We start from the raw sequence: 17,639 nt of genomic DNA on the forward strand, positions 1-17,639 counted from the left end.
GCGCGGTCGCACGTCACGCGCGAGGAACAGGCGGATCCGTGAGGAAGGCGCTGCGGAACGCGTCGAGATACCGGTCGGCGTCAGCGCTGAATTCACCCGGCAGCAGCGCGAACGCGCGGGCCTGCAGATCCTGCCCGAGCGTCGCGTAGATTGCTTCGTCGGCCAACAGCGCGCGGATCGCATCGTATGTCTGCGGCGAAGCGATCCGCTGCGCATCGCGCGCCAGCAGCGCAGCCGCCGCCACCTCAGGCTGGAAACCGTGCTGCTCGAGCAGGTCGGGCGCCACCTCCCAGATGCGCTCGCGATTGCCTGCGTCGTGGAAATGCGTGAGCAGGAACAACAGGTCGTACGCGTCGCTGTTCTGGCGCGCGCGCCGGTCCTTCCACGCGAGCAACTTCAACAGCGCAAGGGCTGACAGGCTCGCCACCGGCACCTCGACGTCGGCCGCGATCGACACGACCAGCGCCGTATCGATCGCCTCCTGAAAGCCCAGCACATTCAACACGAAATCGCCGCCAGGCGGCCACGCAATTTCGCCGGGTGGTGTTTCGAGCGGCCCGAACGGCACGAGATCGAGTTCCGTGCGAAAGCCTTGCGTCCCGCTGTCGAACAGCAGTTTCTGCTGATGCTTCGGCGCACGCGCGAATTGCCCGGTCGTGACGAGCGCATCGACGAGCCGTTCGTGAAACGGCCAGCTCACCGCGCACACCGCGACGTCGACGTCCCGCGTCGCACGCACCGGGCGGATGCCGTGGACATGCCACATCAGGATGTCGCGCGCGGTCGCACCGGCGACGACGAATGCCGCGTCGAGCTGCGCGCAGGCCGCGCGGACCGCCTGCAGCAGCGCGACCGCCGCCGGCTCGAGCGGCCGGCGCGAGTCGACTTCAAGCGGGCGGGCGGGCGAGGTATCGGTCATGGATGTGTTCGGCGGCGGCGAGATTGCGGCTGTCCCCGGACGAGACGAGATCCGCGTAGATCAGCAGCGGCGGCACGAGCGGCACGTCCTGCTCGCGCCAGTCGAGCGCCGGCGACGGCGGCCAGAAGGCTTCGAGCAGCTCGACGTCGCCACGCTCGTCCGGGCGCAGGCGCGCCTGGAGCAGCAGGCGGTTCGACACGGCGCCATGCGTATAGACGGTGATCGCGGCCGGCTTCAGGTCGTGCGTCAGCAAGTCGGCCGCGGGTTCGCCGCCCAGCCGCGCGTCGAATGACGCGAAATCGAAGCCGCGCCACCAGTCGGGCGCGAGCCCGGCAAACCGCCGGGCCGGCAGTTTCGCGCGCAGGCGGCTCGGATACAGCGCGACCCATTCCTGCATGAAGCGCGGCCAGTCGGGCATCAGCCGTTCGCCGTTGCGCCGCTGCGCGACAAGGCCGCGCGCGAGCAGGTCGTCCATCGCGAGATTGACCGTGCCGAGCGCGACGCCCGACGCGGCAGCGATCGCCCGGTACGGTTGCGCGACGAGGCCCGGCTGCGTCGCGAGCGCGAACATCACGGCCAGCCCCTTGGGCGTCGTCGCGCGCGATGCCTGCCGGCGCGGCGTGCGGGCGGGTTTCGGGCGGCCGGAGATCATCACGGTCGCTTCCGGCTGGATCAGGCACGCATTGCCGGCCGTATCGAGAAACGGGATGCCTTGATCGGTCAGGCGGGCGGCCAGCTCGACCGATACGTACGGCGCAACCAGCATCAGCGGCCGCTCGCCGGGCAGCGCGGCGCCGCCGCGCCGGCGCAGCGCCGCGCGTGCGTCCTGCACCGATTCGACCCCGACGCTCACCGCCGCCGGCATCTCGAAGGCCTGCCCGGCAATAGCGAAACGGATCATCGCGTCGGCATGCTCGTTATAGGTGGCCGGCACGCGCACGGGCCGCGCATGGAAGCGCCGGGTCGCGCGTTCGAACGCGGCGCAGGCTTCGTCGAGCACGTGCTGTTCCGCTATCGGCAGGGTGGCATTCTCGGGCATCGGGGTGGATCGCTTGTTCACTTTCCTGCCAGCGTACACAAAAAATGTACGGCAGTCAAAAAATGAACAAGAACGCTCAACCCTTTGATGTGACGGGATTATTCCGGAATGACGAACGGAAATCAACGTGCACTCCCACCTGAAAAATCAAGACGAACTCGCAGTGTCGCGCATCCCGATCGTGGACGGCAGTCGCCCGAATGGCCGGTTTCCTCCCGTCGTGCGATTCGTCGTGTGCCGGAGGGCAGGCCGGCAACTCCAGGTTGTCGCTACGACGACTTTCTGTCTGTCCGGTTGCTGCTCAACCGACTATCCTTGCCTGCACATTCCCCACGGAACCCAGGAGACGATACCGTGACGCACAGCGTGATCCCCGCAGGCCTCGCCGACGAAATGATCGAGATCCGGCACCGCATTCATGCCCACCCCGAACTGGGCTTCGAGGAATTCGCGACGAGCGATCTCGTCGCCGGGCAGTTGCAGGCGTGGGGCTACACGGTGCAGCGCGGGCTCGGCGGCACGGGCGTCGTCGCGCAGCTGAAGGTGGGCAATGGCACGCAGCGCCTCGGCCTGCGTGCCGACATGGACGCGCTGCCGATCCACGAGTCGACCGGCCTGCCGTACCAGAGCACGATCCCCGGCAAGATGCACGCGTGCGGTCACGACGGCCACACGGCGATGCTGCTCGCGGCCGCGAAGCACCTGGCGCGCGAACGCCGCTTTTCCGGCACGCTGAACCTGATTTTCCAGCCGGCCGAGGAAGGGCTCGGCGGCGCGAAGAAAATGCTCGACGACGGGCTGTTCGAGCAGTTCCCGTGCGACGCGATCTTCGCGATGCACAACATGCCGGGCTTCCCGACGGGCCAGTTCGGCTTCCTGCCGGGGCCGTTCATGGCATCGTCGGATACCGTGACCGTCGACGTGCAGGGGCGCGGCGGCCACGGCGCGGTGCCGCACAAGGCGACCGACCCGGTCGTCGTGTGCGCGCAGATCGTCATCGCGCTGCAGACGATCGTCTCGCGCAACGTATCGCCGCTCGACATGGCGATCGTCACGGTCGGTGCGATCCACGCGGGCGAGGCGCCGAACGTGATTCCCGACCGCGCGCAGATGCGCCTGTCCGTGCGCGCGCTGAAGCCCGAGGTGCGCGACCTGCTCGAGACACGCATCAAGGAAGTCGTTCACGCGCAGGCGGCCGTGTTCGGTGCGACCGCGACGATCGACTACCAGCGTCGCTACCCGGTGCTCGTCAACGATGCGGAGATGACCGCGTTCGCACGCGGCGTCGCGCGCGGGTGGGTCGGCGAAGCGAACCTGATCGACGGGATGGTGCCGCTCACCGGCAGCGAGGATTTCGCGTTCCTGCTCGAGAAGCGGCCGGGCTGCTACCTGATCATCGGCAACGGCGACGGGGAGGGTGGCTGCATGGTGCACAACCCCGGCTACGACTTCAACGACGCGGCGCTGCCGATCGGCGCATCGTATTGGGTCAAGCTGGCGGAGACATTCCTGGTATGACGCCGCGGCGCATCGACGTGGGCACCGCCGCCCGGTGCGCGCCCGCGCGACCGTGAAGCCGCGGGCGCGGGCTACGCGTGAATTTGACGCTCCTTGACATCGACGGCACGGGCCGCGTGCTACGCTGCGCGCGACGCCGGATCGGCTCGATGAATACAGGTGTGGACAACATGCGAAAACAGTTTCTGACCGTGCTGACGGCTTGCGCGGTCGGCGTTCTGGCGGCCGGGTGCGACGACCAGAAGGTGGCTGACGCGGTAAACGCGATCAAGCCCGATCCGATGGCGTTCGGCAATCTGCAGCCGGGCGTCTCGACGACCGAGGACGTGCTGCGCCAGGCGGGCAAGCCCGAGATGGTCCGGCAGGGCGACGACGGCTCGCAGCGGTTCGAGTATCCGCGCGGCCCGTACGGCACGAGCACGTACATGCTCGATTTCGGGCCCGACGGCCGGCTCGTGTCGATCACGCAGGCGCTGACGGCGGCGAACATCGCGAAGGTCGTGCCGGGGATGTCGAAGGACGACGTACGGCAACTGCTCGGCAAGCCGACCGAGGTCGCGCAATACGCGTTGAGCCATGAGCAAGTGTGGAGCTGGCACTGGGCCGAGGGCGGCGTATCGGGCGACGCGATGTTCAACGCGCATTTCTCCCCCGACGGCACCGTGATCCGGACTTCGCGCTCGGAAGCGCCGGGCCGCGAAAAACCCTGACCGCGCGGCCGCGCGGTGTCCCAGGGTATTTTTCGTCAGAATGCCGTGCCGCCGAACAGCGCGGCCGCCATCTCCGGATTCGACGGCCAGTACATGTGCATGTAGGTCGCGACGATCGGGCCCGCGCGATAAACGGCTTCGCCGCTTCCGGGCGCCCCGTCGGGCCGCGCAGCCGTCGCCACCGGCGCCAGCGGCGTATCGAGCCGCGAATAATGAAACGTATGACCGCGCATCGGCCCGGTGCGCGTGTCCAGCTGCTGCATCCCGAGCGCCGCGAACCGGCGCTGCATCGTCGCATGGCCTGACAACAGGCCGAGCATCGGCGTCGTCGCGCCGTCCACGTCGGTCAGCGATTCGCACAGATACACCATCCCCCCACATTCCGCGACGATCGGGCGGCCGGCCGCCGCGTGCGCGCGAATCGTCCGCGCGGTCACGGCATGCGCGGCGAGCGTCGCCGCATGCAGCTCCGGATAGCCGCCCGGCAGGAACAGCGCGTCGCAATCGTCGGGCACGGGTTCGTCCGCAAGCGGCGAAAAGAACGTCAGCTGCGCACCCAGCGCGTCGAGCAGCGCGAGATTGGCCGGATAGATGAACGAGAACGCGGCATCGCGCGCGATCGCGATCCGCTTGCCGGCGAGCGCGCGCGGCAGCGCGGCGTGGACGTCCGGTTCCGCGAACGCGACGGCAGGCGGCAATTCGGCGAGCGCCGTCTGCGCGAGCACGTCGGCCGCACGCTCGAGCCGCGCGTCGAGATCGTCGATGTCGGCCGGCTGGTGCAGGCCGAGATGCCGTTCCGGCAGCGCGATGCCCGCATCGGCCGGCACGTGCCCGAGCCAGCGCAGGTCGTCCGGCAGCGCCTGCCGCAGTAGTTCCGCATGCCGCGGCGAGCCGACGCGGTTCGCCAGCACGCCGTGAAACGGCACCGCCGGCCGGAATCGCGCGAGCCCGAACGCGACCGCCGCGAACGTCTGCGCCATCGCCTTCGCCGAAATCACCGCGACGACCGGCACGCCGAACGCGGTCGCGAGATCGGCGCTGCTCGGCGTGCCGTCGAACAAGCCCATCACGCCTTCGATCAGGATCAGGTCCGCGTCGCGCGCGGCATCGGCGAGCAGCGCGCGGCAGCCGGCTTCACCGACCATCCCGAGATCGAGCGCATGCACGGGCGCGCCGCTCGCGCGTTCGAGCAGCATCGGATCGAGAAAATCCGGCCCGGTCTTGAACACGCGCACGCGCCGGCCGAGCCGCCGGTGCAGCCGCGCGAGGCCGGCCGTCACCGACGTCTTGCCCTGGCCGGACGCGGGCGCGCTGACGAACAGCGCGGGGCAGGCCGGCATCGCTCAGAACTCCACGCCGGGCTGCGCCTTCACGCCTTGCTCCTTGTACGGATGCTTGACGAGCCGCATTTCGGTGACGAGGTCGGCCGCATCGATCAGCGCATCGGGCGCATGCCGCCCGGTGACGACGACGTGCACCGATTCCGGGCGCGCGACGAGCGTCGCGAGCACTTCGTCGAGCGGCAGGTATTCGTACTTCAGCACGGTGTTCAGCTCGTCGAGGATCACCATCCGGTACTCGCCGCTTTCGATCATCCGGCGCGCCTCGTCCCAGCCCTTGCGCGCGGTCGCGATGTCGGCGTCGCGGTTCTGCGTGTTCCACGTATAGCCGTCGCCCATCGTCACGAAGTCGCATTGCGCGACCGCGCCGAGGAAGTCGCGCTCGGACGTGTGCAGCGCGCCCTTGATGAACTGCACGACGCCGAGCCGCATGCCATGGCCGAGCACGCGCACGGCCATGCCGAACGCGGCCGTGCTCTTGCCCTTGCCGTTGCCGGTGTTGACGATCAGCAGGCCCTTTTCCTGGGTAGCGGCAGCCTGCTTCTTTTCATGGCCGGCGCGGCGGCGTTCGGTCATCCGCTGATGGGATTCGGCATCGGTCTTCATCGGGAATCGTCCTGTCGAAAGCGAAACAAAAGGTTCAGAGCGGGCCGGCGAGCGCGACCGTCACGCCGTCCCGGATGGATTTGGGGCCGAGCAACCGGCCATCGGGCGCCGCGAGCCGCGCGCACGGCTCGGCCACGCCCGCGACGCCGAAACGCGCGAGCGCGGCGGCCGACGGGCCGCTCAACGCCGGTTCGGCGCACTGCGCGAGCTGCGCCGCGTCGAACGCGACGAGCGGCCAGCCGCGGCGTGCGCACAGCGTGCGCAGCGGCCGGGCCCGCGCCTTGTCGGCGAGCGTCGCGACGACGGCCGGCTCGGCGTCCGGGTAGCGCGCCAGCGCCGCGCGGATCGCGGCATCGAGTTGCGCGGCCGTCACGCCCGCGCGGAAACCGACGCCGAGCGCGACGCGCATCATGCGCGGCCGCCGAGCGCCGCGCGCACCGCCGGATCGTCGGCGAGTGCCGCGACGCGGCCGATCACGACGATCGCGGGCGAGCCGATACCGGCGGCGCCGACGCGTTCGACAACCGTGTCGAGCGTCGCGAGCGCGTGCCGCTGCCCGTCGCGCGTCGCGTTCTCGATCGCCGCGCACGGCATGTCGCCGGGCACGCCGCCGTCACGCAGCGCGGCCACGATCGTGTCGAGCCGGCGTATGCCCATGTAGATCACGATCGTCATCCGCGTCGCGGCCAGCGCGCGCCAGTCGGGCTCGTCGGCGCCCGCGCCGTGGCCCGTGACGAAGATCACGCCCTGCGCGTCGCCGCGATGCGTGACCGGAATGCCGAGCGCGGCCGGGGCCGCGATACCGGCCGTGATGCCGTTCACGACCTCGACCGGGAAACCCGCCGCGCCGAGCGCGAGCAGCTCCTCGCCGCCGCGGCCGAACACGAACGGATCGCCGCCCTTGAGCCGCGCGACGCTGCGGCCCGCGCGCAGATGCGCGAGCATCGCGGCGACGATCGCTTCCTGCGGCGTCGACGCGTGGCCGCCGCGCTTGCCGACGTGCTCGATCTGCGCATCGGCGCGCGCATGGCGCAATACATCGGGGTTCACGAGATCGTCGACGAGCAGCACGTCGGCCGCGGCGATCGCGCGCACGGCCTTCAGCGTCAACAGATCGGCGTCGCCGGGGCCGGCGCCGACGAGCCAGGCGCGGCTCATCGGACGCGGCACGGCGCACACCGTGTCGTAGCAGTGGAAAGGGGACAGCGAGCGGCACATCGGCGGCCGGCGGACAGGCAAGGCATGACGGATCGGGCGAAGCCCGCGCGAACGCGGGCGGAAAGCGCATCCCATCCGTCCCCCGCGGATCGGGCGTTCGGCGAGCAGCGGGCTCGCCCCTTGCGTCGGCCGGTATCCGGGCTGGCCGCTTGCCAGGCCGCAGCCTTCCCGCCCGCTGAAGGGCAGTGGCATCGCGGGCGGCCTGGGCGCGTGCGGGGGGAACCGCGGCGCGCGGGCGGCGTACCGTTGCGGGGACAGCACAGGCCGGACGGACTTCCGCCTCCTGTTTCCCGTTTAACTGCGTGCGCGGAATGCGCATGCGAGCACCGAACGCGGCGCATACGATAGCACAGCGGTCGGCCCGCGCGAACCCGCCGCGCGGGCGCCGCAAACGCCCCCGGCGCGATGCCGCTGCCACCCCGAACGCGCCGCGGCGGGCCGTTCCGCCTTGACGCTCCCCGCACCGCCGCCTACACTCGCACGCGTTTCGGTGCTCGCGCGCGCTCCTCCGGCGCGCGCAGTTAAACGGGAAACAGGGAGCCTGCCTGCGCCGCAGTCGGGCCAACCTGTGCTGCCCCCGCAACGGTAAGCGAACGCGTCGCGCCCAGCGCGATGCAGCGCCGCTTCGCCGCATGCCTGCCGCATGCGGACGACCGCCACTGGATGCCGCGCATCCGGGAAGGCGAAGCGGCGTGTTCGTCAGCCCGGATACCGGCCGAAACGTTGGGGTTCAGCGCCGCGGGGAGGCGGCGCATCGTCCACGGCCGCAGTTCGCCGGACGCCCGAGCGTTGCCCTTCCTTCGCCGATCCGTCAGCCGCTGCACGCGTGCGGGCCGGGGCGAAGAACGGCCAGCGCCGCGGGCAGGGCCGACGACGGCCGTGTTGGCATTCATCATGTCGACCGTTCGCAAAGGAGCATCATGCTCGACTCGTTCTTCCGCCTGTTCAACGACAGCCCGTCCGGGCTGCGCGGCAAAATCGTCGCGATCTATTCATTGCTCGTCGCATTCAACGTCGGCGCGTGGATCTGGGCCTTCATCGCGTTTCGCGACCAGCCCGTGCTGCTGGGTACCGCGCTGCTCGCCTACGTGTTCGGGCTGCGCCACGCGGTCGACGCCGATCATATCGCCGCGATCGACAACGTCACGCGCAAGCTGATGCAGGAGGGCCGCAGCCCGCTCGGCGCGGGCCTGTTCTTCTCGCTCGGCCATTCGACGGTGGTGATCGTGATGTCGGTCGCGGTCGCGCTGACCGCGGCGTCGCTCGCGCGCTTCGAGAGCATGAAGACCTGGGGCGGCGTGATCAGCACGAGCGTGTCGGCGTTCTTCCTGCTGGTGCTCGCGGCCGCGAACCTGCTGATCCTGATCTCCGTGTACCGGACGTTTCGCGCGGCCCGCCGCGGCGAGCCGATCGTCGACGCCGACCTCGACATGCTGATGAACCAGCGCGGCGTGCTGGCTCGCCTGTTCCGGCCGTTGTTCCGCCTCGTGTCGCGCAGCTGGCACCTGTATCCGGTCGGCTTCCTGTTCGGCTTCGGCTTCGATACCGCGACCGAGATCGCGCTGTTCGGCATTTCGGCTACGCAGGTGCAGGGCGGCCTGTCGTTCTGGTCGGTGATGGTGCTGCCGGTGCTGTTCACCGCGGGCATGACGCTCGTCGACACGACCGACGGCATCCTGATGATGGGCGCGTACCGCTGGGCATACGTGCGGCCGATCCGCAAGATCTACTACAACATGACGATCACGTTCGTGTCGGTGCTGGTTGCCGCGCTAATCGGCGGCATCGAGGTGCTCGCACTGCTCGCGGACAAACTCTCGCTGCAGGGCCCGGTATGGGATTTCGCGACGATGGTCGCATCGCATTTCGGCATGCTCGGCTACGTCGTGATCGGCCTGTTCGTCGCGTGCTGGATCGTATCGGCCGCGATCTACCGCCTCAAACGCTACGACGAGATCGACGTGACGCTCTCGGCCTGACTCCCTTTTCGACACAGGACCCACCATGACCCTACGCAAGCTTCCCGTCACGATCGTCACGGGCTTTCTCGGCAGCGGCAAGACCACGCTGATGCGCCACATCCTGCAGCATGCAGAAGGCCGCCGCATCGCGGTGATCGTCAACGAATTCGGCGAGCTCGGCATCGACGGCGAAATCCTCAAGGGCTGCGGGATCGGCTGCGAGGATGCCGAGGGCGCAGAAGGCGCCCGCAGCGAAGCGTCGGGCCAGTTGTACGAACTCGCGAACGGCTGCCTGTGCTGCACCGTGCAGGAGGAGTTCTATCCGGTGATGGAAGCCCTCGTCGAGCGCCGCGCCGACATCGATCACGTGCTGATCGAGACGTCGGGCCTCGCGCTGCCGAAGCCGCTCGTGCAGGCCTTCAACTGGCCGACGATCCGCAACAGCTTCACGGTCGACGCGGTCGTGACCGTCGTCGACGGGCCGGCCGCCGCGAGCGGCCAGTTCGCCGAGAACCCGCAGGCCGTCGACGCGCAGCGCCGCGCCGATCCGAACCTCGACCACGAATCGCCGCTGCATGAACTGTTCGCCGACCAGCTGTCGTCCGCCGATCTCGTGATCGTGAACAAGGCCGACCTCGTCGCCGACGCGCAGTTCGCCGCGGTCGAAGCCGCGATTCGCGAGGAGATCCCGCCGCAGGTGAAGATCGTGCGCGCGACGCGCGGCGAGCTCGACCTCGCGATGCTGCTCGGCCTCGAATCGGCATCGGAGGAAACGATCCACCTGCGGCACGATCATCACGGCTCGGCCGACGACGGCGATCACGACCATCACCACGACGCGTTCGATTCGGTGGTGGTGTCGGGCGACGCGGGGTCGCGCGAGGCGACGATCGCCGCGCTGCAGCGTGTCGTCGAGACGCACACGATCTACCGCGCGAAAGGCTTCGCGGCGCTGCCCGATGCGCCGATGCGGCTCGTGATCCAGGGCGTCGGCCGCCGCTTCGACAGCTATTTCGACCGTCGCTGGCAGGACGGCGAACCGCGTGCGAGCCGCTTCGTGCTGATCGGCGAGGATCTCGACGCGGCCGCGCTGCAGCGCGCGTTCGACGTCGCGTGCGCGGCCGAGCCGCAACAGGCGTAACGCACGATGCATCTGCTGCGCACCACGCCGGGCGGCTTCGTCGACGATACCCAGGGCGTCGTCCGGATCGACCAGCAGCCGGCCGACATCGTGATCCTGAGCTCGGCCGACACGACGCTGTCGCTGCTGGCCAGCGTCGTGCCGAAGCTGCCGGCCGGCTTTCCGAGCGTGCGGCTCGCGAACGTCACGTTCCTGCGGCAGCCGGCGTCGGTCGATTTCTATGTCGACGACGTGCTGCGTCACGCGAAGACGGTCGTGATCGATCATCTGGGCGGCGAAGCGTACTGGCCGTACGGGATCGAACAGGCCGTGTCGCTCGCGTCGAAACGCAGGCAGCAGCTCGCGATGTTCTCGGGCGACCTGCAGGAAGATCCGAACCTCGTCGCGAAGAGCACGGTCGCGCCCGACCTGTGCCGGTTGTGGTGGCGCTATCTGCGCGAAGGCGGGATGCACAACGCCGAAGCGTTGCTGCGCAGCATCGCGTTCCATACGCTCGGGGTCGGCGACGAACCCGAGCTGCCGCGCCCGCTGCCGGCCGCCGCGCTGTATCACCCGGCGCGCGACCCGGCGAGCGTCGACGACTGGCGTCCGCGCTGGACGCCCGGCGCGCCCGTCGTCGCGATCCTGTTCTATCGCGCGCACTGGCAGGCCGCGAACACCGCCGTGTTCGACGCGCTGGCCGATGCGCTCGTGCGCGAAGGGCTCAATCCGCTGCCGATCGCCGTCACGTCATTGAAGGATGCCGTGAGCCGCGAAGTCATCACGCGGCTGTGCGACACGCACGGTGTCGCGCTCGTGCTGAATACCACGGCCTTCGCGGCCGGCGCGATCGACAACCCCGAGCCCGACGTGCTCGCCGGCGACGCGCCGGTGCTGCAGGTGATCCTGTCCGGCGGCAACCGCGACGCGTGGGTGGCCGACAACCAGGGGCTGCACGCGCGCGACATCGCGATGCACATCGCGTTGCCCGAGGTCGACGGGCGCATCGTCACGCGCGCGGTGAGCTTCAAGGGGCTGGCATATCGTTGCCCGCACACCGAAGTCGACGTCGTGCGCTACCAGCCGGACGCCGAACGGATCGCGTTCGTCGCGGCGCTCGCGCGCGGCTGGTGCCGGTTGCGCACGCTCGACCATGCCGACAAGCGCATCGCGCTGATCCTCGCGAACTATCCGCAAAGCGAAGGGCGGATCGGCAACGGCGTCGGGCTCGACACGCCGGCGTCCGCACTGCGCGTGCTGGCGGCGCTGCGCGACGCGGGCTATAGCGTGGCCGACCTGCCGGTCGACGGCGACGCGCTGATCGCGCGGCTCACCGAAGGCGTGACCAACGACCCGGCCGTGCGCGCATTGCGCCCGGCGTTCCAGAGTTTCGCGCTGGCCGATTACGTCGCGCATTTCGCGCGGCTGCCGGCCGCCGTGCGCGACGCGCTGAACGCACGCTGGGGTCCGCCCGACGCGGACCCGACGCTGCGGCAGGGGCGCTTCACGATCGCCGGCTGGCGCGCGGGCAACGTGTTCGTCGGCATCCAGCCGTCGCGTTCGCGCGGCGAGAACGACTATGCGAGCTACCACGATGCGGATCTCGTGCCGCCGCACGCGTACCTCGCGTTCTATTTCTGGCTGCGCGATGCGTTCGGCATCGACGCGGTCATCCACCTCGGCAAGCACGGCAACCTCGAATGGCTGCCGGGCAAGAGCGTCGCGCTGTCCGACGCGTGCTGGCCGGACCTGACGCTCGGGCCGCTGCCGCACCTGTATCCGTTCATCGTCAACGATCCGGGCGAGGGCAGCCAGGCGAAGCGCCGCGCGCAGGCGGTGATCGTCGATCACCTGATGCCGCCGCTCACGCGCGCGGAAAACTACGGCCCGCTGCAGGATCTCGAACGGCAGGTCGACGAATACTACGAGGCGCTGATGGTCGATGGGCGGCGCGCGAAGCTGCTGCGCAAGACGATCCTCGCGACGATCGCCGAACACCGGCTGCACGACGAACTGAGCGTGTCGCCGCCGCGCGATGCGGGCGACGAAGATGCGCTGCTGACGCGCGTCGACGCGTGGCTGTGCGAATTGAAGGAAGCCCAGATTCGCGACGGGCTGCATGTGTTCGGCGCGTCGCCGGCCAACCGTCAGCGCCGCGACACGCTGCTCGCGCTCGCGCGCTTTCCGGTCGGCGACGGCAAGGGCGAACGTGCGGGGCTGATCGGCGCGCTCGCGCGCGATCTCGCGCTCGGCGACGATTTCGATCCGCTCGCGGCCGACTGGGCCGCGCCGTGGACGGGCCCGCGGCCGGCCGTGCTGCAGGCGCTCGACACATCGCCGTGGCGCCATGCGGGCGACACGCGCGAGCGGCTCGAACGGCTCGCGCAGCAGTGGCTCGACGGCGTGTGTGCGGCCGGCACGTCCGGCGCTTCCGGGATCGGCACGACGCCGCCCGGCGACTGGCCGCATACGCTCGCCGTCATCGGACGCGTGCGCGCGACGCTGATGCCCGCGCTCGACGCGTGCGGCGGCGAGGAACTGCGCCAGTTGCTGCGCGGGCTCGACGGCCGCTTCGTGCCGCCGGGGCCGAGCGGCTCGCCGTCGCGCGGCCGCCCCGACGTACTGCCGACGGGCCGCAACTTCTATTCGGTCGATACGCGCGCGGTGCCGACGCAGGCCGCGTGGTCGCTCGGGCTGAAATCCGCGCAGCAGCTGATCGAACGTCATCTGCAGGATCACGGCGACTATCCGCGCGCGATCGGGCTGTCGGTCTGGGGGACGGCCACGATGCGCACCGGCGGCGACGACATCGCGCAGGCGTTCGCGCTGCTCGGCGTGCGGCCGAAATGGGCGCACGGCAGCCATCGCGTGACCGACTTCGAGATCCTGCCGATCGAGATCTTCGACCGGCCGCGCATCGACGTGACGCTGCGCGTGTCCGGCTTCTTCCGCGACGCGTTCCCGAACCTGATGCACCTGTTCGATGCAGCCGTGCAGGCCGTCGCCGCGCTCGACGAACCCGAGGAACTGAACCCGATCCGCGCGCGCGTCGAGCGCGAACGCGCAACGTGGATCGAGCGGGGCGTGGCGCCGGACGAAGCGCGGCGCCGTGCCGGCTGGCGCGTGTTCGGCGCGCGGCCGGGCAGCTACGGCGCCGGCCTGCAGGACCTGATCGACCAGCGCCGCTGGCAGAGCGACGCCGATCTCGCCGATGCGTACCGCCAGTGGGGCGGCCATGCGTACGCGCAGAACAGCGCGGGCGAGCCCGCGCCCGACGTGTTCGGCGAGCGGCTCGCGACGATCGACGTCGTCATGCAGAACCAGGACAGCCGCGAACACGACATCCTCGATTCGAACGACTACTACCAGTTCCAGGGCGGGATGACGGCGGCCGTGCGACACCTGTCCGGGCAACAGCCGAGCATCTACCACGGCGACCATGCGAACCCCGTCGCGCCGAAGATGCGCACGCTGCGCGAGGAAATCGCGCGCGTGATCCGCTCGCGCGTCGTCAACCCGAAATGGCTCGACGGCGTGAAGCGTCACGGTTACAAGGGCGCGGCCGAAATGGCCGCGACCGTCGACTACCTGTACGGCTATGACGCGACCGCGCGCGTGCTGTCGGACCACCAGTACGCGCTCGTCGCCGACGCGTACCTGTTCGACGACGACACGCGCGCGTTCCTCGAACGCCACAACCCGAAGGCGCTGCACGGCATCTGCGAACGCTTCGTCGAAGCGATGCAGCGCGGGCTGTGGCAGCAGCCGGGCGACTATCGCGAGCGGATCGAAGCGGTCTGGCTCGACAGCGAACAACTTCAGGAAGGAGGACGGCGATGACCGATCCGACGACGCAGCAAGCACGCGCGGTGTTCCCGTTCGCGGCGCTGGTCGCGCAGCAACCGCTGCAGCAGGCACTGCTGCTCGCGGCGATCGACCCGTCGCTCGGCGGCGTGCTCGTCAGCGGGCCGCGCGGCACCGCGAAATCGACCGCCGCGCGCGCGCTCGCCGAACTGCTGCCCGAAGGGGCATTCGTCACGCTGCCGCTGTCGGCGAGCGACGAGCAGGTCACGGGCACGCTCGATCTCGCGCATGCGCTCGCGGAAAACGGCGTGCGCTTCCGGCCGGGCCTGCTCGCGCGCGCGCATCGCGGCGTGCTGTACGTCGACGAGGTGAACCTGCTCGCCGACGGGCTCGTCGATACGCTGCTCGACGTCGCCGCGAGCGGCGTGAACGTGGTCGAGCGCGATGGCGTGTCGCATGCGCACGACGCGCGCTTCGTGCTGGTCGGCACGATGAACCCCGAGGAAGGCGAACTGCGCCCGCAATTGCTCGACCGCTTCGGGCTGATGGTCGAACTCGGGAACTGCTTCGACGCCCCGCAGCGCGAGCAGATCGTGAAGGCGCGCCTCGCGTTCGATCTCGATCCGGGCGCGTTTCGTGCACGTCACGCGACTGCACAGCGCGACCTCCGCGACCGGATCCACGCGGCGCGGGCAAAGTTGTCGACGCTGGATTTCGACGATGCGGTTCACGCGCGCGTCAGCGCGCTGTGCATCGACGCGGCGGTCGACGGCCTGCGCGCCGACCTCGTGATGCTGCGCGCCGCGCGCGCGCTCGCGGCGCTGGAACAGGCCGACGCGGTGACGGTGTCACATGTCGAACGCGTGGCCGACGCGGTGCTGCGGCATCGGCGTCATGCGGGTGCGCCGCCGTCTTCAGGCGCGTCGCAGTCGAATGCAGAGGGCGGCGGCGACCGCGACGACCCTACGCCGCCGGACCTGCGCCGGCAGCCCGATCATCGACCGGGCGCGGCACGAAACGATGCAACGGCGTCGCAAGGCGACTGGGGCTACCTGCCGCCCGAGTCCGCCGGACTGCGCGACGTGAAAAGCGTGGTGCCGTTGCCGCTAAAAAAACGCTGAGCCATCGAGCCGACGCCGCCGCGAACACCGTTCGCGGTCCTCGATGGCAGCCAGGCGCTGCCGCGCGCGTGCCGGGTACGGTGCGTGCCGGCACGGCCGTTGCATGGCCGGCGACGCTTGCCGCGAAGCGCGGCGGCCCGCTGCACGCCGACCACCTGCGTTTCCGCAAGCAGGCCGGCACGCCGCGCGCACTTCATTGCTTCGTGCTCGACTGTTCGGCGTCGATGCTGTCGCACGAACGGCTCGCGCTCGCGAAAGGGCTGATCGTCGCGTATTTCGACCAGGCCGCGCGCGACCGCGTGGCAACCGCGCTGATCTGTTTCGGCGGCAACGGCGCCGCGCGGCACTTCGGCCCGGCCGTGCCGCGCTGGTGGAATGCGCGCTGGCTCGAGCCGGTGGACGGCGGCGGCGGCACGCCGCTTGCGGACGGCATTGCCGCCGCCGCGCACTTGCTCGCCCGCGCCGCCCGGCGCACGCCGGACCAGCAGCGCTGGCTGTGGGTGCTGTCCGATGGGCGCACGCGCGAAACGCCGCCGAAACCGGCGGCCGCCGATCACGTCGTGTTCGTCGATTTCGACGATGCAGCCGTGCGGCTCGGGCAGGGCAGGCGGCTCGCCGATGCATGGGGGGCGCAATGGATGACGGCCGCGTCGCTGTGCCCCGGGCTGGCCGGCTGATCCGATGATCGGGCGCGCGGGCCGGGCGCGCCGAGCGCCCGCGCTGCGCTATGATCGCCGTTTCTACTCACCGGAATGCCTGCCATGCAAGTACTCGTCGATGCCGACGCGTGTCCCGCCGTCATCAAGGACATGCTGTTTCGCGCCGCGCGTCGTGCCGAGATCTGCGTGACGCTGGTCGCGAACCAGTTCCTGCGCACGCCGCCGTCGCCGTTCATCAAGGCGCTGCAGGTGCCGGCCGGCTTCGACGTGGCCGATGCGCGGATCGTCGAGCTCGCGGCCGCCGGCGATCTCGTGATCACCGCCGACATCCCGCTGGCCGCCGCCGTCCTCGACAAGGGCGCGCATGCGCTCGACCCGCGCGGCAACTGGTTCAGCCGCGAGAACATCGAGGAGCGCCTGTCGACGCGCGCGATGATGGATCAGCTGCGCAGCGCGGGCATCGATACGGGCGGGCCGGCCCCGTTCAGCGCACGCGACGGCAAGGCGTTCGCGTCGCAGCTCGACCGGTTCCTGGCACGCCACGGCAAGCCGTGACACGTCAGGCCCGCGCGTCGGTCGTGCGATACGTCACCGGTTTCGCGTCGAACCGTCCGCTACGGCAGAATACGGATGCTGCCCCGGCATCGATGTCGTGGCGCGAACGACCCACCGGAGGGCATGGATGTCACCGACTCAACTTCTCGTTCCAACGTTCACCCAGATGCTGCGCGCGCAATCCGCGTGGCTCGACAAGGCCGTGGCGCACCGGCAGGCCGGGGGCCACGCGCCCGATGCGGTGCTGACGCTGAAGCTCGCGCCCGACATGTATCCGCTCGCCGCGCAGGTGCGGTTTTCGTGCTTCCAGGCCATGGAACCCGTCTACCGGCTGCGCGGCGAACCGCTGCCGGACGCGCTGCTGGCGTTGCGGGAAGCGGGCTGGCATGCCGATGCGCAGCCCGGCACGCTGGGCGACGCGCAGGGCATCCTCGCCGGCACGATCGCGTTCCTCGGCGAACTCGCGCCCGACGCCCTCGACGGCGGCGCCGCGCTGCCGATCGCCCTCGCACTGCCGAACGGCATCGCGTTCGACATGACGGGCGAGCAGTACGTGCGCGACTGGGCGCTGCCGCAGTTCTATTTTCATTCGATCGCCGCGTACGCGATCCTGCGCCATCACGGCGTCGAGCTGGGCAAGGCCGACTACGTGCCGCACATGCTGGCCTACGTGCGGCCCGGCACGATTCCGCAGGGTTGAACGGTTGAGCGGACGAACCCGCCGCCGCGCACCGGCATGACACGCGCCCTGTTCATCTGCAGCCGCAATCGGCTGCGCAGCCCGACGGCCGAGGCGGTGTTCGCCGCGTGGCCGGGCGTCGAAACCGACTCCGCGGGCCTCGCGCCCGACGCGGATACGCGTCTGTCCGCGGAACAGCTCGAATGGGCCGAGATCGTGTTCGTGATGGAACGCGCGCACAAGGCGAAGCTGTCCGCCCAATTCGGCGCCCGGCTGAAGCACAAGAAGATCGTCTGTCTCGACATCCCCGACCGCTACGCATACATGCAGCCCGAACTGGTCGCGCTGCTCGAGCGCAAGGCCGGGCCATTGCTGCGCGCGTGAGCCGCG

The 17,639-nt window shown here is 70.1% G+C and carries 16 protein-coding genes and 2 riboswitches; of the genes, 10 read left to right on the top strand and 6 right to left on the bottom strand.

Going from position 1 to position 17,639, the window contains the following annotated elements; all coding sequences use genetic code 11:
* Positions 1–13: 13 nt before the first annotated feature.
* Both U4Y91_RS30640 and U4Y91_RS30645 read right to left on the bottom strand, forming a co-directional pair.
* Positions 14–919, bottom strand: coding sequence for a nucleotidyl transferase AbiEii/AbiGii toxin family protein (locus U4Y91_RS30640; protein ID WP_321808196.1), 906 nt, complete (start codon positions 917–919; stop codon positions 14–16).
* Positions 888–1,958, bottom strand: coding sequence for a type IV toxin-antitoxin system AbiEi family antitoxin (locus tag U4Y91_RS30645; RefSeq protein WP_321808257.1), 1,071 nt, complete (start codon positions 1,956–1,958; stop codon positions 888–890). Before U4Y91_RS30645 ends, U4Y91_RS30640 begins: the two co-directional genes overlap by 32 nt.
* Positions 1,959–2,312: 354 nt before the next feature.
* Here U4Y91_RS30645 and U4Y91_RS30650 point away from each other — a divergent pair, with 354 nt between their 5' ends.
* On the top strand, positions 2,313–3,476 hold the full coding sequence (locus tag U4Y91_RS30650) for a M20 aminoacylase family protein (RefSeq protein ID WP_321808197.1): 1,164 nt from the start codon (positions 2,313–2,315) through the stop codon (positions 3,474–3,476).
* A gap of 170 nt (positions 3,477–3,646) precedes the next feature.
* The gene (bamE, locus tag U4Y91_RS30655; RefSeq protein ID WP_321808198.1) at positions 3,647–4,186 is read left to right on the top strand and encodes an outer membrane protein assembly factor BamE domain-containing protein; all 540 of its coding nucleotides are present in this window, start codon (positions 3,647–3,649) and stop codon (positions 4,184–4,186) included.
* Between the two features lie 35 nt (positions 4,187–4,221).
* On the opposite strand, the gene U4Y91_RS30660 is transcribed toward bamE, so the two are convergent.
* From U4Y91_RS30660 to cobA, 4 genes are read right to left on the bottom strand one after another with little or no spacing between them, the layout of a single operon-like run.
* Positions 4,222–5,526: a cobyrinate a,c-diamide synthase gene (locus U4Y91_RS30660; protein WP_321808199.1), complete on the bottom strand. Its 1,305-nt coding sequence runs from the start codon at positions 5,524–5,526 to the stop codon at positions 4,222–4,224.
* Between the two features lie 3 nt (positions 5,527–5,529).
* Positions 5,530–6,132, bottom strand: coding sequence for a cob(I)yrinic acid a,c-diamide adenosyltransferase (cobO, locus tag U4Y91_RS30665; RefSeq protein WP_044843565.1), 603 nt, complete (start codon positions 6,130–6,132; stop codon positions 5,530–5,532).
* A 34-nt stretch (positions 6,133–6,166) separates the two neighbouring features.
* Entirely contained in the window at positions 6,167–6,544 is a 378-nt protein-coding gene (locus U4Y91_RS30670) for a cobalamin biosynthesis protein (RefSeq protein ID WP_321808200.1), read from the bottom strand.
* Positions 6,541–7,290: a uroporphyrinogen-III C-methyltransferase gene (gene cobA / locus U4Y91_RS30675; protein ID WP_321808201.1), complete on the bottom strand. Its 750-nt coding sequence runs from the start codon at positions 7,288–7,290 to the stop codon at positions 6,541–6,543. The genes U4Y91_RS30670 and cobA overlap by 4 nt, the downstream gene beginning before the upstream one ends.
* A gap of 169 nt (positions 7,291–7,459) precedes the next feature.
* Positions 7,460–7,696, bottom strand: a riboswitch (cobalamin riboswitch).
* 125 nt (positions 7,697–7,821) lie between these two features.
* Positions 7,822–8,085, top strand: a riboswitch (cobalamin riboswitch).
* A gap of 185 nt (positions 8,086–8,270) precedes the next feature.
* On the opposite strand from cobA, the gene U4Y91_RS30680 reads away from it, so the two are divergent.
* The 8 genes from U4Y91_RS30680 (at position 8,271) to U4Y91_RS30715 (ending at position 17,633) form a co-directional block, all read left to right on the top strand.
* Positions 8,271–9,329: a HoxN/HupN/NixA family nickel/cobalt transporter gene (locus tag U4Y91_RS30680; RefSeq protein ID WP_044843562.1), complete on the top strand. Its 1,059-nt coding sequence runs from the start codon at positions 8,271–8,273 to the stop codon at positions 9,327–9,329.
* 25 nt (positions 9,330–9,354) lie between these two features.
* Complete coding sequence (gene cobW / locus U4Y91_RS30685) at positions 9,355–10,452, top strand: cobalamin biosynthesis protein CobW (protein ID WP_321808202.1); 1,098 nt, start codon at positions 9,355–9,357, stop codon at positions 10,450–10,452.
* Between the two features lie 6 nt (positions 10,453–10,458).
* Positions 10,459–14,271, top strand: a complete 3,813-nt coding sequence (cobN, locus tag U4Y91_RS30690; protein ID WP_321808203.1) for a cobaltochelatase subunit CobN — start codon at positions 10,459–10,461, stop codon at positions 14,269–14,271.
* Positions 14,268–15,356 carry an ATP-binding protein gene (locus tag U4Y91_RS30695; RefSeq protein WP_321808204.1) on the top strand — a complete coding sequence of 363 codons (1,089 nt, stop codon included), beginning with the start codon at positions 14,268–14,270 and terminating at the stop codon, positions 15,354–15,356. The genes cobN and U4Y91_RS30695 overlap by 4 nt, the downstream gene beginning before the upstream one ends.
* Positions 15,357–15,424: 68 nt before the next feature.
* On the top strand, positions 15,425–16,033 hold the full coding sequence (locus U4Y91_RS30700; RefSeq protein ID WP_321808205.1) for a vWA domain-containing protein: 609 nt from the start codon (positions 15,425–15,427) through the stop codon (positions 16,031–16,033).
* 84 nt (positions 16,034–16,117) lie between these two features.
* Positions 16,118–16,570 (top strand): YaiI/YqxD family protein, encoded by a 453-nt coding sequence (locus U4Y91_RS30705; protein ID WP_044843557.1) that lies wholly within the window; start codon positions 16,118–16,120, stop codon positions 16,568–16,570.
* 127 nt (positions 16,571–16,697) lie between these two features.
* A complete protein-coding gene (locus tag U4Y91_RS30710; RefSeq protein WP_321808206.1) occupies positions 16,698–17,270 on the top strand; it encodes a DUF1993 domain-containing protein in 573 nt (190 codons plus the stop codon).
* Between the two features lie 36 nt (positions 17,271–17,306).
* Positions 17,307–17,633, top strand: a complete 327-nt coding sequence (locus U4Y91_RS30715) for a low molecular weight protein tyrosine phosphatase family protein (protein WP_321808207.1) — start codon at positions 17,307–17,309, stop codon at positions 17,631–17,633.
* Positions 17,634–17,639 lie beyond the last annotated feature (6 nt).

This window comes from Burkholderia sp. BCC1993, from assembly GCF_905339865.1.
In the GTDB taxonomy this organism is placed as follows: domain Bacteria; phylum Pseudomonadota; class Gammaproteobacteria; order Burkholderiales; family Burkholderiaceae; genus Burkholderia.

What these genes read in the sequence shown, in the direction of transcription:
- U4Y91_RS30670 (WP_321808200.1), bottom strand. Translation starts at nt 6,544, where the DNA reads ATGATGCGCGTCGCGCTCGGCGTCGGTTTCCGCGCGGGCGTGACGGCC.
- U4Y91_RS30695 (WP_321808204.1), top strand. Translation starts at nt 14,268, where the DNA reads ATGACCGATCCGACGACGCAGCAAGCACGCGCGGTGTTCCCGTTCGCG.
- cobN (WP_321808203.1), top strand. Translation starts at nt 10,459, where the DNA reads ATGCATCTGCTGCGCACCACGCCGGGCGGCTTCGTCGACGATACCCAG.
- U4Y91_RS30640 (WP_321808196.1), bottom strand. Translation starts at nt 919, where the DNA reads ATGACCGATACCTCGCCCGCCCGCCCGCTTGAAGTCGACTCGCGCCGG.
- U4Y91_RS30710 (WP_321808206.1), top strand. Translation starts at nt 16,698, where the DNA reads ATGTCACCGACTCAACTTCTCGTTCCAACGTTCACCCAGATGCTGCGC.
- cobA (WP_321808201.1), bottom strand. Translation starts at nt 7,290, where the DNA reads ATGAGCCGCGCCTGGCTCGTCGGCGCCGGCCCCGGCGACGCCGATCTG.
- bamE (WP_321808198.1), top strand. Translation starts at nt 3,647, where the DNA reads ATGCGAAAACAGTTTCTGACCGTGCTGACGGCTTGCGCGGTCGGCGTT.
- U4Y91_RS30645 (WP_321808257.1), bottom strand. Translation starts at nt 1,958, where the DNA reads ATGCCCGAGAATGCCACCCTGCCGATAGCGGAACAGCACGTGCTCGAC.
- cobW (WP_321808202.1), top strand. Translation starts at nt 9,355, where the DNA reads ATGACCCTACGCAAGCTTCCCGTCACGATCGTCACGGGCTTTCTCGGC.
- U4Y91_RS30680 (WP_044843562.1), top strand. Translation starts at nt 8,271, where the DNA reads ATGCTCGACTCGTTCTTCCGCCTGTTCAACGACAGCCCGTCCGGGCTG.
- cobO (WP_044843565.1), bottom strand. Translation starts at nt 6,132, where the DNA reads ATGAAGACCGATGCCGAATCCCATCAGCGGATGACCGAACGCCGCCGC.
- U4Y91_RS30705 (WP_044843557.1), top strand. Translation starts at nt 16,118, where the DNA reads ATGCAAGTACTCGTCGATGCCGACGCGTGTCCCGCCGTCATCAAGGAC.
- U4Y91_RS30660 (WP_321808199.1), bottom strand. Translation starts at nt 5,526, where the DNA reads ATGCCGGCCTGCCCCGCGCTGTTCGTCAGCGCGCCCGCGTCCGGCCAG.
- U4Y91_RS30715 (WP_321808207.1), top strand. Translation starts at nt 17,307, where the DNA reads ATGACACGCGCCCTGTTCATCTGCAGCCGCAATCGGCTGCGCAGCCCG.